General features: G+C 71.1%; 7 protein-coding genes. All 7 read right to left on the reverse strand.

Going from position 1 to position 14,029, the window contains the following annotated elements; genetic code table 11:
- Nucleotides 1–2,229: an ATP-binding protein gene (locus tag ACY34H_RS16175; RefSeq protein ID WP_464978599.1), complete on the reverse strand. Its 2,229-nt coding sequence runs from the start codon at nucleotides 2,227–2,229 to the stop codon at nucleotides 1–3.
- Entirely contained in the window at nucleotides 2,229–3,893 is a 1,665-nt protein-coding gene (locus tag ACY34H_RS16180) for a hypothetical protein (RefSeq protein ID WP_464978491.1), read from the reverse strand. The genes ACY34H_RS16175 and ACY34H_RS16180 overlap by 1 nt, the downstream gene beginning before the upstream one ends.
- 10 nt (nucleotides 3,894–3,903) lie before the next feature.
- On the reverse strand, nucleotides 3,904–6,297 hold the full coding sequence (locus ACY34H_RS16185; protein ID WP_464978492.1) for a tail fiber domain-containing protein: 2,394 nt from the start codon (nucleotides 6,295–6,297) through the stop codon (nucleotides 3,904–3,906).
- Nucleotides 6,298–6,397: 100 nt separating this feature from the next.
- Nucleotides 6,398–8,170, reverse strand: a complete 1,773-nt coding sequence (locus tag ACY34H_RS16190) for a hypothetical protein (protein WP_464978493.1) — start codon at nucleotides 8,168–8,170, stop codon at nucleotides 6,398–6,400.
- A 16-nt stretch (nucleotides 8,171–8,186) separates the two neighbouring features.
- Nucleotides 8,187–9,785, reverse strand: a complete 1,599-nt coding sequence (locus ACY34H_RS16195) for a hypothetical protein (RefSeq protein WP_464978494.1) — start codon at nucleotides 9,783–9,785, stop codon at nucleotides 8,187–8,189.
- A 12-nt stretch (nucleotides 9,786–9,797) separates the two neighbouring features.
- Entirely contained in the window at nucleotides 9,798–12,029 is a 2,232-nt protein-coding gene (locus tag ACY34H_RS16200) for a phage tail protein (RefSeq protein WP_464978495.1), read from the reverse strand.
- Nucleotides 12,026–14,026 (reverse strand): putative baseplate assembly protein, encoded by a 2,001-nt coding sequence (locus ACY34H_RS16205; protein ID WP_464978496.1) that lies wholly within the window; start codon nucleotides 14,024–14,026, stop codon nucleotides 12,026–12,028. Before ACY34H_RS16205 ends, ACY34H_RS16200 begins: the two co-directional genes overlap by 4 nt.
- Nucleotides 14,027–14,029 lie beyond the last annotated feature (3 nt).

The raw sequence follows: 14,029 nt of genomic DNA on the forward strand, positions 1-14,029 counted from the left end.
TCACCGCTGCTCCCGCGCGCCGATCAGCCGATAGTAAGGGCCGAACTCGCCGGGTGACGGGATCCTGCCCTGCTTCGCGTACTGCCGCGCCAGCGCTTGCACGATCTGCGCCATGTCGATCGGGAGCTCCGCCTGGGCCGCCAGGAATGCCGCGTCCAGCGCCACGTTGCGGATATTCCCGCCCGACAGCGCGAACTGGCGCGCCAGGAAGGCAAAGTCGACATCGCCGCTCAGCGGCGCCGCGGCCGGGAACATGCCGCGCCACAGCCTGTCGCGCTCGCGCACGTCGGGCAGCGGGAATTCGATCACGTATTGCAGCCGCCGCGCGAACGCTTCGTCGATATTGCGTTTCACGTTGGTGGCCAGGATGACCACGCCGGGATGTTCCTCCAGCTTCTGCAGCAGATAGGCTGTTTCGATGTTGGCGTAGCGGTCGTGCGCATCCTTCACTTCCGAGCGCTTGCCGAACAGCGCGTCGGCCTCGTCGAAGAACAGCATCGCATTGGCCTTGCGCGCCACGTCGAAGATGCGGTCGAGGTTTTTCTCCGTTTCGCCGATGTACTTGCTGACCAGGCCGGAGAGGTCGACCTTGTACAGGTCGATATCGAGCTCCGCCGCGATCACGCCGGCCGTCATCGTCTTGCCGGTGCCGGAGGCCCCGGCGAACAGCGCCACCAGGCTGCCCGAATGCCCGAGCCGGGCGCCGAAGCCCCATTCGGCGAACACCACGTGGCGCTGGCGGATGGCGATCGAGAATTCCCGCACCCGTGCGCGGGTACCCGGCGTCAGCACCAGGTCGTCCCAGCCCTGGCCGCGGACGACCTTCGCTGCCAGGGCGCCCAGGTGCTGGTCCGCGCCGGCCCGCGCACCGCGCAGGATATGGCCGAACGCCACCGGCACGGCGTCGCCTTCCAGCTGGGCGAGCGTGGCCGCGTCGGCCAGTGCCGCGGCGATCTGGCCGGCACTGAAGTCGAAGCGGCCGGCCAGCAGGGCCGCCTCGGCGCCGGACAGCGCCACGCCGCAGGCAGCCGGCAACGCCCGCCACAAGGCGCTGCGCTGCGCGTAGCCGCCGCCGTCGAAGTCGAATTCGATGCCGCGCAGCTCGGGCAGCAGGCGGCGCCAGGAAAAGCCGCGCGGGATGTCCAGCACGGCCGCGCGCTGCCAGCCGCGCAGCCAGCGCAGGAACGGCCCGGCCACGGCATTGGCATGGCCTTCGCCGTCGCGCAGGGTTTCCAGGCCGCGGATGGCGGGCAGCGCCGGCCATAGCGCCAGTTCCAGCGCCAGCGCATCGAAGGTCGCTGCCGCCTGGTCGGGAACCACGGCGGCCAGGTCGACCGCCATCGCCGGCAGGCCAAGGTCCGCGGCCAGTGCGTGGAACGCTTCCTCCTTGCCGCTGCCCGGTTCGCCCATGAACACCAGCAGCGGCGGCAGCGCGTGCGACAGCACGGCCGGCAGCCGCCGCAAGCGGGCAGCCAGCGCCGCTTCGACGGGCACGGCCTGCCATGGCAGCGCCGCCGTGCGCCGCACGGCGCAATCGGCCAGCACCGCGCTGCCGGGCGGCAGGTCCAGCAGGTACTGCACGACGGGCGGCGCCAGCGCGAACCCCTGGTGGCTGCCGCTGCGCAGGCGGCCGCCGGCCTCGCCCAGCAACAACAGCCGCGCGCGCAGCAGCGTGCCGCCCGGCGACAGTGCCGCGCGCACCGGGTTGCCCGCCGCCGCGCGCTCGTCCAGCAGGCGCTGCGCAAGCTGGATCGTCGGCCATTTGCGGCCAATGTCGTCGTTCAGGTAACCGAACAGCGTTTCGTACTTCGCGTCGAGCTCCGGTGCCAGCGCCAGGAACACCAGCTCGCACTCCAGCGCCCCCAGTCCGAACAGGCCGGCCAGCCTGCCCAGCCGGTCCGGCACGGCGCGCGCGCTGGCGCGCAGCAGCTGGGCCTGGCGTGTCAGGCGGGCGATGTGCAGCACGTTTTCGTCAACCCCGGCGCCCGCGCCGAGCGCGTCGTCGATCAGCCGGTCGACCTGTTCGTCGCTGACATACAGGCCGCGATACTCGTCGAGCGACAGCTGGTAGCGGCCGCGCAGGCGCAGCACCTCGCGCTCGATCGCACAATCGAGGTGGCGCAGGCGGGTGGCGAACGGCGCTGCTTCGGCAACGGCAGCGGGGTCGGGCCCGGGCCCAGGTCCCGGTCCGTGCCCGAACGCGCCCGCCGCGGGATCGCCCAGTTCCATCACGCACGCTCCGCATGCAGCACGCAGGTTCGCCCCGGATGCCACGGCAGCTCGAAAGTGGTGCGCGTCATGCCGGCCAGGTCCAGCATCAAGGCCAGCGGGGGCCGGCCCAGGCCGGCGACGACTTGCGTGCCGCGCATTTCCACGGTCGCCGGCAGGCAGAGGAAATTCGCCTGCAGGTAGTCGAGGTGCGACAGGGCGAAACCGGGCAGGCGGCGGGCAAAGCGGCGCAGTGCCTGCTGGGCCGCCAGGCAAAGCAGGCGCTGCCAGGCCGGCGGCAGCGGCAAGGGCAACGACAGCGGCAGGCGCGATACCAGGTAGTGCACATCGGCGTCGGCCGCGAACCGGTGCCGGCCAGGCCTGACGGCGGCGATGCGGTGCCAGTAACCCGCCGCATCGTGGTCGATCCGCCAGTCCTCCCCTGCCGCGCGCACCGTCTTGTGCAGTTGCGGCAAGGCGCCATGGTCGCGGGCGTGGGCGCGGAGCCCCTTGCGCAGGCCGCCCAGGGCACCGGGCTGCAGCGCACCGAGCGCGGCACCGGCAGCGGGCCAGTCGATATCGCCGGGCAGCTCGAGCAGGTCGCGCCACAGCGGATCGCCGAGCAGGTCCGGGCCCAGGCAGGTGCCGAGAACGAGTGCCCGCACCAGGCATGCGGACGCGATCCCGTCGACCGGAGGCCAGCCGCGTACCCATTCGTCGAACGGCATCGACGCCAGCACGGGCAGCAGCAGGAAGGCGCCGCCGAAGGCGGTGTGGCCGGGCGGCGCGGCGGCGCTGGCAAGGTCGGGCATGCAGGCGCGTGCGGTGGCAGGCAGGCGTTCCAGTATCTCGCGCGCGCCCAGCGTTTCCGGCCAGCCGGTATGCGCCGGTGCCGTGGCTGGCCGCCCATCCGCGTCCGCCCTGCGCTCCAGTGTATAGAGAGCAGTGGCGGCGACCGCTTCCACCAGGGAGCGGACGCTGCCCGGGTAGCGCCAGGCGGCCGCGACGAACGCGGCCAGCCCCCAACGGGCATCCTCCACCGGATGCGGCGGGCGGGGTTGCAGCATGGCTTCCGCCAGCAGCGCGAACCCGGGCGGCGCGGTGGCGTCGGCGATCGCCGCGAAGCGGTGCAGCACGGCCAGCGCATCGGCGGGTGCCAGCGTATGCAGCAGCGTGTGCAACTGCGTGGCGGACAGCAGCCGCAGCGCTTCGGCGCCGTCGGCCCCGGCTTCGGCCAGCGCCGTGCGGATCGCCATCGACGCAGGCAGGCCCCGCAGGCCGGCAAAGCCGGCGTTGTACCATTTGCCGTAGGCGTCGCCGCCGGCCAGGTCGACGATGAAACGCGCCAGCTGTTCTGCGGGGCTGGCGAAACGGATCACGTCGTCGGAGCCGCCGGCCGCCAGTTCCAGCGCCAGCGCGTACACCAGCCGCCTGGCCCAGGCCTGGGCGATGCGGTCGTCGTCCCATGCGCCGTTCACCACGCAGCTGAACGACAGCCGGCGGATCACCCACACCGAGCAGTCGTCGCCGCGGCCGAGCGCAGCCGCCAGCGCCTCGACCTGCGCGGCGATCGCGCGCCGCGCCACGCCGTCGAGCCGCTCGCGCACGCGCTGGCCGGCGTCGCCCCGCGGCGCGCACCGGTACACACTGGAGAAACGGCGGATCGCGATGGCGGCGGCTTCCATGGGCGCCCGTCTAATGCCTGTCCGCCGGCTTGTCGGCCGGCTTGTCGATTTGCTTGTCGGCGGCTTTTTCAGACGCCTTGTCAGCCGTCTTTTCGGCGGACCTGGCAGCCGCCTTGCCGGCAGGCCGTGCCGCCGGTTCGGCGCGCAGCTGCGCCACCTCGGCTTCGAGCTGCGCCACCTCGGCTTCGAGCTGCGCCATCCGGGCCGCCAGCGGGCGCAGCGTGTCCACCTCCAGCTTGAGCTCCTTGACCGCCTCGATCAGCACGGGGATCAGCGCCGAGTACGAGATCCCGGCGCCACGCGCGCCGATCGATACCGCCTCCGGCACCACCTGCTGCACTTCCTGCGCGATCAGGCCCACCTGGCGCCCCGGTTCCGCATCGCCTTTCCACTGGTACGACACGCCGCGCAGCTGGACCAGTTTCGCCAGCGCGCCGGACAGCGGTTCGACATTGGTCTTGGCGCGCGCATCGGACACTTCCGTGACCGAGCGGCACCACAGCGTCAGCCAGGCGGCGGCGCTGCCGGTATCGAACGGCACCGTCAGGTTGCGGAAGTCGGCCAGCGCGATCCCCGCGTTGCGGGTGCCAAACACGATGCTGCCATTGCCTTCGCTGCCCACCTCGGCCTGGGCCGCGCCGACGCCGTCCACGCGCAGGAACTGGCCGGCCACGTGCAGCTTCTGCGCCGGCGACGCCGTGCCGACCCCAACATTGCCGCCGGTATCCTGGATGACCACCTTGCCGGTGCCCGAGGCGGAGCGGATGTACCAGTCGCCGGTGGGATCCCAGTGCACGTGGGAGATATTGGCACCCTTGCCGGGGTCCGGCACGAAATAGGCGGTGCCCGGCTGTTCCGGGCGGCCCAGCACTTCCAGCCGCGTGCGCGGCGCCGTGGTGCCGATGCCCACGTTGCCGTCGGCCTGGATCAGCATCTTCGTGCTGTTGCCGCCGGCGCGCAACTGCAGGTTATGGTTGGTCATCGTCGACACGATGCCGCCGCCGCCGTCGGCGCCGATCAGCAGTTCCTCGCTGCCGGCGTCGCCCTTCACGTTCAGGTAGGTGCCCGCGGGGCCCTGCACCGTCACGGCCCGGTTCGGCGCGTTGGTGCCAATGCCCACGTTGCCGCCGGTATCCTGCAGGATCACCTTGCCGGCCGGTGCTGCCGAACGGATATACCAGTCGCCGGTGGCGTCCCAGTGCACGTGCGAGGTCAGCGTGCCCTTGGCCGCGTCGGGCACGAACAGGGCCGTGCCCCATACGTCGGCGCGGCCCTTGATTTCCAGCCGGGCACGCGGCGTGGCGGTGCCGATGCCCACGTTGCCGTCGTCCTGCACCACCACCTTCGGATCCAGCGCGCCCCATGCATCGCCGGCCTTCGGCACGATGCCGAGCGCCAGCCGGTGCTTGCCGGCCGGCGCCGGCAGCGTCGGCGCGAACGCCAGTTCCAGGCTCTTGCCGCCTTGCGGATTGGCTTCCGTGCGGCGCGCGAACATCGGCACGTCGGCGAACGTGCCGCCGGCCTGGCGCCATTCCAGCTGGCCGCCCAGCAGGCGCACGTCGCCTTCGATGCGGGCATGGCCCTCGACCCACAGCAGGTCGGTGCCGCCCGCCAGGCCCGGTGCGAGATAGTTCGACGACGGCGCCTTGTTGCGGTCGCGCAGCCGCAAGCGGCCATCCGCGCCCAGCACCTCTTCCGCCACCACGCCGATGTAGCGCCGCATCGCGCGGATCCGGTCGGCATCGGGCATCGTGCCGCCGGCGACGCGCGCTTTCAGGTAGCCCGGCGCTGCCCCCTGCTTGAACCAGCGTACGTAGCCCAGCAGGATCGGCCAGCGCGGCAGCGCGCCGCCGTCCGGCAGCTCCTGGTACGGCACCGATTCGTCATGCAGGTCCGGGGCGGTCGCATTGAAGGCCTTGCGGACGGCCTTCGCATCGAGCGTGCGGGCCGCGACGACGACGTTGTGCACCGTATCCAGCTCGCCGGCTTCGACGGTAAACGTCTCGGCCACGCGGGCGTGCTGGTCGCCCTGGCACACCTCGAAGCCCGGGCCCGGATTGCGGCTGCCGTCTTCCGCGTAGCTGAGCCAGATCTTGACGATGTCCCCTTCCGGCGCGGTATCGGTGACGTAATTGCGGAACAGGTCGGCGGGCAGCGGCTCGGGCGCCAGCACGACCAGCGGCCGGCCGTGGCCGTCCCACGCCAGGCCCGGCGCGATCGACACCTGCACCGCGCCCGAGCCGAGCGGCTGCTCGACCAGGTCCAGGCCCGTGGCGATGCCCCACAGGTGGCCGCCCAGCTCGTGCCGCGCGGTGCGCACGCGGGTGTAGTCCACGCAGGCGGCCAGGTCGGCGGCGCCCAGGTATTGCCCCTCGAAGAACCGCGGGCGGTCGATCTGGTTCATGCCAATTCTCCCGTGACGTCGCTGCCAATGTCGCTTCAACGGTGCCGCGCGTCTGTGCTGATTGATTCCGGCGTTGATGAGCGACCTTTACCCGTGACGATTACTTATGGCGCTTTTTCAGCTCGTTGATGGTTTCTTCCTGTGCCTTCAGCTGCCGGGCCAGTGCCGCCATCTCTTCGCGCAGCGCGCCGATGTCGCCGGCATTCCCTCCTTCAGGCCCGTTCCCGCTCATCGGCCCACTCATCGGCAGGCTCATGCGCAGGGCCGGCACGAGGATCTCGTTCAGCAGCCCGAATTCGCCCGGGTGGTCCAGTTCCAGGCCGGACATCAGCGGCTTGCCCTGTTCGTCCGGCGCGCCCATCGCGGCCAGCAGCAGCGTGCCGATGTCGGCCCCGGCGGGGTGGTCGGCCAGCGCGCTGGCCAGCAGGCTGGCGAAGACGCTGCGGTCTTCCTCCTGTTGCTGCTGCTGGCCGGTGCCGGCGGCCGTGCGCCCCGGCACCGCTTGCTGCCCGCCGCGCATGTAGGCATCGATGCTGCCCCTGGCGCGCACGTCGAAGCGTTCGCCCAGCGTGGTGCAGCACAGCCGCACGATCAGGTCGCGCAGCGTGGTCGGGGCGGCCGAACCGGTGGCGGGGCCGAACAGCGGCGTCCACGACAGCCAGTAATGGATGTTCGGCCACGTGAGCAGGAAGCGCCGGCCGGCGATATTGCACACCTTGACGACGCGGCAGGGCTTGCGGCCCACGGTGATGGTGGCGATCGGCACGCAGTCGTCCGGCGCGGGCGGGGGGCATGGCGGCAGCAGCGCCGAGCACAGGCATTTCTGCAGCACCAGCAGCACGATCGCCAGGATCTGCACGGTGCTCAGGGTCCAGGCGCCGACGTAGTTGTCGGTGTTCAGCCCTGGCAGCTCGATGGCGGCCAGCCTGCGCGCCACTTCGCAGTCGTACAGCGATTCGCGCAGCAGGAACTGGCGCATCGCCTCCTTCAGGTTGACCTGCCATTGCTGCAGCTGCGCCGGCGTGGAACCGGCCGCCGGCAGGCCACCCAGGTCTTCGATGAACGGCACCAGGCAGCAGACGAAGCGGCGCACCAGCGCGCCCATTTCGGGCGGCGCCCGGCCGGAAACGGGTGGCACCTTGTAGGCGCGGAAGCAGAACGTCTCGCACACCACGGTCGGCTCGCATTGCGCCGCGCGCGACACGTTCGCGCCGGCCGGCGCCTGGTATCTGCCGGCCCTGGCCGTCCCGCCCTGGGTTCCCTGGCGGCCATCGCCGCCGCAGCCGCACTGCCCGCCGCACTGGCCATTGCAGCCGCACTTGCCGGCCGGCTGCTTGCCTTCGTCGCAGCGGCCGGCCCGCAGCGCCGCCACCTCGCGCGCGCTCTGTTCGTGGTAGCAGACCGCCAGGATCCAGGTCTCCTCGGCATCGGCGCAGCCGTCGTCCGCGCCCGGAGTGAAGCACGGATCCTTCTGGGGGCGGCAACGGTCGATCAGTTCGCAAATGTCGACGGTCTTCGGCGCGGGCACGACGATGTCGTTGCCGCAAGGGGACAGCGCGTAGCCGGGCCGGACGAGCACCTTGCCCCGATCGCCCTCGCCCTGGCACGGCGCGCATACCACCTCCAGGCCGCACACCACGCCCCAGCCGTGCAGGTGGCGGTTGTGCAGGCGGTTCTTGTCCGTCATGTAGCGGTCGAGCCGGTTCAGGTCGTCCTCGGTGAGGAGCTGGCCGGCAAAAAAGCGCGGCCGGCACAGCGTCTGCAGTCCGCCGCAGGCGGGACAGGCCGGCGCCGGATCGCATGGCCGCTGCTCGCCGCAGCCGGGGTAGTCGGCGGCAGACAGCGCCGAGGGGGAATACGGGTAGGTTGCCATGGGTATCCTCGGCTCTTCAATCCAGCGTGAACCAGCTCTCAAAGGTGCCGCCTTCGACGCCGTCGCCCGTGCGGTAGGCCGGCGCGCCGCCGAACCAGGGTGGCAGGTGGTTGGCATCGACGCCCTTGCCTTCGGCATCGCGCAGGAAGTCACCCTTCACCAGCACGCGGATCCGTCGCCTGAGTCCCTGGCGGAACGGCCGGATCCGCACGGCGGTCACGAACGGATCGTTCGAGCCCTGGAACGCGGCGGGATCGATCACGCACTGCTCCGGGAAATTCCCCGGCTCCAGTTCAAGGTCCATCTCGCACCAGCAGCCGGTTTCCTCTTCGCGCCCCAGCAGCACCACAGCGTTGACGAGGTCGGCCGCCTGCACCTTGGCGTCGAAGGCGATGAACAGCCCCCGTTCGACCAGTTCTCCCGCGTTCATCGTGCCGCCATGCGGCCAGCTGATGCCGCACAGGTGGCTGAGCGCTTCGCAGCAGGTGGGAATGCGCAGCTCGATGATGCGGTTGCCGGCGGCATCGGTGACGATCGCCGCGCTGCCCGGTTCCGAGCAGTCGACCATCGTCAGCGTGATGTCGTCCAGTCCGGGCGGGATCTCCTGGCCGCAGGCGCTGGGAATGGTCAGCTCGAGGATGCGGTTGCCGGCGCCGTCGGTCTCGATCACCGCCGCAGCCGGGGTCGCGCAATCGACCATCGTGACGGTGGCGCTGGCGATACCCGGCGGACAGCCGTTCGGAATGTCCAGCTTGAGGATCTGCTGGCCCGCGCCATCCACCTCGAGGACGGCCGACGCGGGCTGGCCGCAATCGACCATCGTCAGTTCGACCCCGTCCAGGCCGCCGCCACCGCCGCCGCTATTCAACAGGCAGTCGATGACTTCCTTGATCGTCTGGTTGCTGGGCAGCAGCTTGCGGACCTTGTTGTCGATCTGCGTTTCCTCGACCGGCTGGCCGACGACGTAGGCTGTTATCGTGGCCAGCAGCACGCAGTCGGCGGTGTCGCACAGCTCGCACAAGGCGGCCCGGTCGGCCCACAGATCGCCGCATGGAAGCGCCGGCGGCGGTTCCGCGGGCGGCGCCGGGTCCACGATCACGCCCAGCTCATACGATTCCAGGATGCGGTTCGGCGCGCAGCGTTCCGCATCGCAGCCCGTCTCGCAGCCGCAGTCGTCGTACAGCACCGGTACCTGCTCGGTCGGGCATTCGCGGTAGCGGATGCAGACCTGCAGCGTGTGCTCCGCCGTATCGCCGGACTCCTGCAGCGCGCGGATCGCGGGCACGGCCAGCAGGTCGATGCAGTCGCGTTCCGGCAGGATCACATCGTGGCCGCAGCAGTCGATGGCAACGCCCGGCTCGACGCACACGAAGCGGTGGCGGCATGCCGCCGTTTCATGCGGCACCACCTTCAGGCCGCAGACCACGCCCCAGCCATGCAGGTGCACGTGATGGTGCCGCAGCTTGTCGATGACGTAGTGCTGCTCGTCGATGAAATCGCGCGGCAGCATCAGCTTGCCCATCCAGTAGGCATTGCGGGTGAACGGCCCGAATTCGCAGGCCGGGCACGTCTCCGGCGACAGCGCTTGATCGTGCAGGATGGTGCTCGTACCCATGGTGCTGCTCCTCTAGTTGATCCGGCTGGTCGCACCCAGGCGGCCCCGGATCCCGGTTTGCCACTTGCGTCCCCCGGCGGCGTCGCGGGCGGACTGGCCCACCGTGCCCGTGCCCAGCGGCTGGCCGCCCAGCGCATGCGTCGGCGGCGGCGCCGCGATCACGGCATCGAAGCCCAGCGTGGACTGCACGCCGATGCGGAAGCGCGGTTCCACGTATTCGACATACCAGCGCGTATGCGCCGGGCTCTCGGCCGCCAGCAGGTTGTCCAGCGCCTTGCGGCCGGCATCGTCGTCGCGCACGCAGGCCGGAACGAACACGGTGAACTGGTGCGCGTGGCTGGAGAACGGGTCATGCAGCGGGTCGGGCCGGGCGATCAGCTGCGTGACGCCGGCCTGCGCGTTCATGTCCAGCTGGCTGCGGTTGACGATACGCTGGCCCCACAGCATCGAGCGCTCGCCCAGCCGGCCCTGGCCCAGGTACAGCCAGCGGCGCACCCGGAAGTGTTCCAGCACCAGCGGCGGCACGCGCCAGGCGGCCGGCCGCGGCGCCGGCGGCGCGCAGTTCGCCGGGCGGCAGCCGCAGCGCGTCACCGGTTCGGCCGGGCAGGCGCAGGCGGGGCCGCGGTCCAGACCGAGCAGCAGCACCAGCGCGTCGCGCAAGCCCTGCACGGTGCCGCGGCGGTCCAGCGCCCGGCCTGCAGCCTTCAGCAGGCGCCGGCGCTTGTTCTCATCCCAGCTGCGGTCGAAGCGCAGGCCGATCCAGGAAGCCAGCCACGTCAGGCTGTCGGTCGGTGCGCCGTCGACCCGCACGGCGGGCGCCGACAAGGGATCGAACAGGCCCGGCAAGGTATCGACGCTGCGTTCGATGCCCCGCCACGTGGTGTCGAACAGCGCCAGGAAGCGGTCGGTGAAGTCCGCGCTGCCGGCTTCCGCGCCGAACACGGCGGGCAGGTGCTGGCGCGGCCCGATACGGGGAAATTCGATCTCGATGCCCGCGATGGATGGCGTGGCCAGCCCGTCGCCCGTCAGCGTGAGCCGCAGCCACAGGTAGCGGCCGGCATCGCTGCGCAGCAGGCAATCCCAGTCCTGGTCTTCGTTTTCGTCACCGGCGCCGTTGCCGCCGGGGCCGGCAGCCTGGCCGGTTTCCCAGCGGGCGAAGTCGGCCAGCTGGTCCGGCGGGATGACCGCGTCGGCCGTGAACGACTCCACCAGGATGCGGCCCGCCGCCGGCACGCCGGCCCGCAACAGCACGCGGTGCCAGACGCACGCATGGATCCTGCTGTCCAGCGGGCCGACGATCGCGCTGCCCGTGGTGGCGAACAGCGCGGCGCCGGGCACGGGTTCGGGCAGCACAGGTTCTCCATCCGAGCCGAACACGAGCGAGCCGGGCGGCGTGCCGGCGCACAGCGCATGGAGCGCCATCCGGCCCAGGGCATCGACGGTGAACGGCAACGGCGCGAAGCGATCCGCCACCGCATCGACACGCTGCGGCGCCGGCTGCTCGCTGCCTTGCGCATCGACCACCCGCAAGACGCGGCCGGCCGGTCCGTCATGCAGCACATACAGCAGGCCGCAGGCGTCGACGGTGATGGCGCCCGGGTGTGAAAAGCCGCCCAGCGAACGCACGAAGCGCAGCAGCGGAGAAAACACGTGGACCATGCCATTCTGCCGGTCGCTGACATAAGCGTAGCCGCGTGCATCGAGGGCGACGCAGTCCGGCCGCCAGCCGGCCACGCCTTGCGGCAGCAGGTGCCCGTACAGGGCCAGGCCGGTCAGGGAAAAGACAGCGACACGCCGGTTGTGCTTTGGCGCATCGTCCGTGCCGCTGTCGCATACATACAGCTTGCCGCAGCCGATGGCGATGCCGCCGGGTGCGCGCCACTCGCGGGCCCCGCCGCCCGCGCCGCCGATGCAGGCCACTTCCGCGAACAGGCAGCGGCATGGATCGAAGCGTTTCAGCCGATGGTGCTCCCGGTCCAGCAGGTAGACGGCGCCGTCGCCGGCCACCGCGGCGTGGCTGGGCGGCACCAGCCCGCCGAAGCTGCCCGACGGTTCGGTGAACGCACGGGCACTCGCCGGGTCGCCGGCCAGTTGCAGGGTACCGTCGAGCCCCGCCTCGACCCCGTTCCAGGCGGCCGCCTGCACCTGCCAGCCGGTGCGCGCGTTCAGCAGTAGCGAGGTGGGCTCGAACGGCGGCACCGGGATATGCGGCATGCGCGGGAAGCCGGGCAGCGGCGCGTTCATCGCGGCTCCCCGTCGAAATCGTAGTTCACGCTGACCTGGTGCTGGCCGGAGTACAGCAGGCCGTGCGGCGCGATGGGCACGTCGGTGCATTCCGGCTGCTCGATGCCGTCCAGCACCACCACCAGGCGGGCGATGCTGGCCACGCCGGGCACGCCGAACACCCGCTGGTACACGCGCGAATAAAAGATCCGGCCGCCGAACGGCCAGCCCTGGCCATCCTCACCGCCGCGCAAGGGGTGGAAGTAGGCGAACAGCTGGGCATCGATGGCATCGGCCACCTCGGCCAGGTCGGCATCGTCGGCCGCCACCACCTCGCCGCGGATGTCGATCTGCTGGTAGCCCGGCTTCACCACGTAAAGTTCGGTCGTCAGCAGGCGGCGCTCGTCGAGATAGGCGCATACGCTCTTCAGCGTGCCTTCGCTCGGCATCGGCCGGGGCCCGTCGGCATCGGGCACCACGACGACGGAGACCACGCCGGGAATGCGCTCGCCCGGAAAGTCCGGGTGGAACAATGGCAGCGCCCTGGCGCGGCGCACGTTGCCGGCCGCCTGGGCCAGCGTTTCGAAATCCTCGGCCGTCACGGCGCGCTCGCGGCTCTTCAGCGATCGCGGCGCGCGCTTGCGCGCTTCGTCGAGGGTTTCCTCTTCGCTGCCGGCAAAGGCCGCCTGCAGGTTGGCCACGCCGTTTTCATCGATGCCTTCGACGCGGTAGGCCATCGTGGCGATCGCGCCGGCCGCCACGTTGCCGCGCCGGCCACCGCCGACGCGGTACAGGCGCGCGATCACATTGCCGTTCGGGTTGTTGACATAGGCGACCGGAATCGCGCCATGCACGCCGTCCCCGGTAAAGATCTCGCCGGTCGAGCGGTTCAGCACGAAATGGCGGTCGGCGGGACCGGAACCGAAGAAATCCGCCACCTCGGTCCACCGTTCGGCACCGCGGTCGCTTTCCTCGATCTCCAGCTGCAGGCTGCCGGCCACGACCGGCTTGCCGGACAACTGGAACACCTGGTTGCGGCTGCCGTCCGAACCGCCCAGCACTTCGTCGGCCAGCGTTTCCGCCGCTTCCACCGCGACGGTGTTGGTGCGCACGGCCAGCAGGCGCGGCGCCCGCTCGTACTGGCTCGCCAGCACGCGGGCACGCAGCCAGTACAACGGCAGCGGGTCGGCCGGCTGCAGCTTGGTCTTGGCGGCGATGCCGGCGGTGGGCAGCCGCAGGCTGACGTGGCCGCTGCGGGTGAAGGCCAGCGTATCGTCCTTCAGCAGGTTCAGCCGGCTCCAGCCGGCCGGCGTCTGGTATTCCCACACCACGGTGGCGGGCGCGAAGGCCAGCGGATTGGCGCCGCACGGCACGTACTGGCGGACCGTGTCGCCGCCCGCGGCGCCGGGCATCACGACGACGGCCAGGTCGAGGATCTCCGGCGGCAGCGCGGCGCTGTCGTCAAAGCCCAGCAGCAGCGCGGTTTCGCGGTCCGGGCGCGGGCCGAAGGGTTCGAAGCCGCGCTCCGCCGCGGCGTTGTCGGCCGTGCGCGGCAGGTACTGGCTGCCGTCGAAGACCATGACGGCCTTCAGCGCGGCGCGCCAGGCGACCAGCCCTCGTACCGTCTCGAACACCACCGGCGGGCCGCCGTCCTGCGGGTCGGCACTCAGTTGCGACCGGGCCGGCACTCTGACGATCGCCGCCGCATGCGTGGCCGCCACCGGGAACGTCACCTCCGCCAGGGCCGGCTGGGCCGGCGTCAGTTCGATGCCGATCAGCTCCAGGAACTTCAAATATGACAGCTCGGGCACCTTGTTCAGCCGGTACAGCAGCATGTCGGCCTGCCATGCGAACACCTGCGCCAGCGTGACACCCGGATCGTTCTCGTTGACGTCCGTCCACGCCGATTCGCCGGGCCGCCACTCGGGCGCATAGCGCGCGATCCGGGTGCGGATCTCCGTCACGATATCGTCGTAGCGGCGATCGTCGATCGGCGGCAGGTGGTCTCTCAGCGGCATGGG

Source organism: Pseudoduganella sp. jia 9 (assembly GCF_055502615.1).

Excerpts from the sequence above, each read along its gene's own strand:
- ACY34H_RS16175 (WP_464978599.1), bottom strand. The coding sequence starts at position 2,229 with ATGGAACTGGGCGATCCCGCGGCGGGCGCGTTCGGGCACGGACCGGGA.
- ACY34H_RS16180 (WP_464978491.1), bottom strand. The coding sequence starts at position 3,893 with ATGGAAGCCGCCGCCATCGCGATCCGCCGTTTCTCCAGTGTGTACCGG.
- ACY34H_RS16185 (WP_464978492.1), bottom strand. The coding sequence starts at position 6,297 with ATGAACCAGATCGACCGCCCGCGGTTCTTCGAGGGGCAATACCTGGGC.
- ACY34H_RS16190 (WP_464978493.1), bottom strand. The coding sequence starts at position 8,170 with ATGGCAACCTACCCGTATTCCCCCTCGGCGCTGTCTGCCGCCGACTAC.
- ACY34H_RS16195 (WP_464978494.1), bottom strand. The coding sequence starts at position 9,785 with ATGGGTACGAGCACCATCCTGCACGATCAAGCGCTGTCGCCGGAGACG.
- ACY34H_RS16200 (WP_464978495.1), bottom strand. The coding sequence starts at position 12,029 with ATGAACGCGCCGCTGCCCGGCTTCCCGCGCATGCCGCATATCCCGGTG.
- ACY34H_RS16205 (WP_464978496.1), bottom strand. The coding sequence starts at position 14,026 with ATGCCGCTGAGAGACCACCTGCCGCCGATCGACGATCGCCGCTACGAC.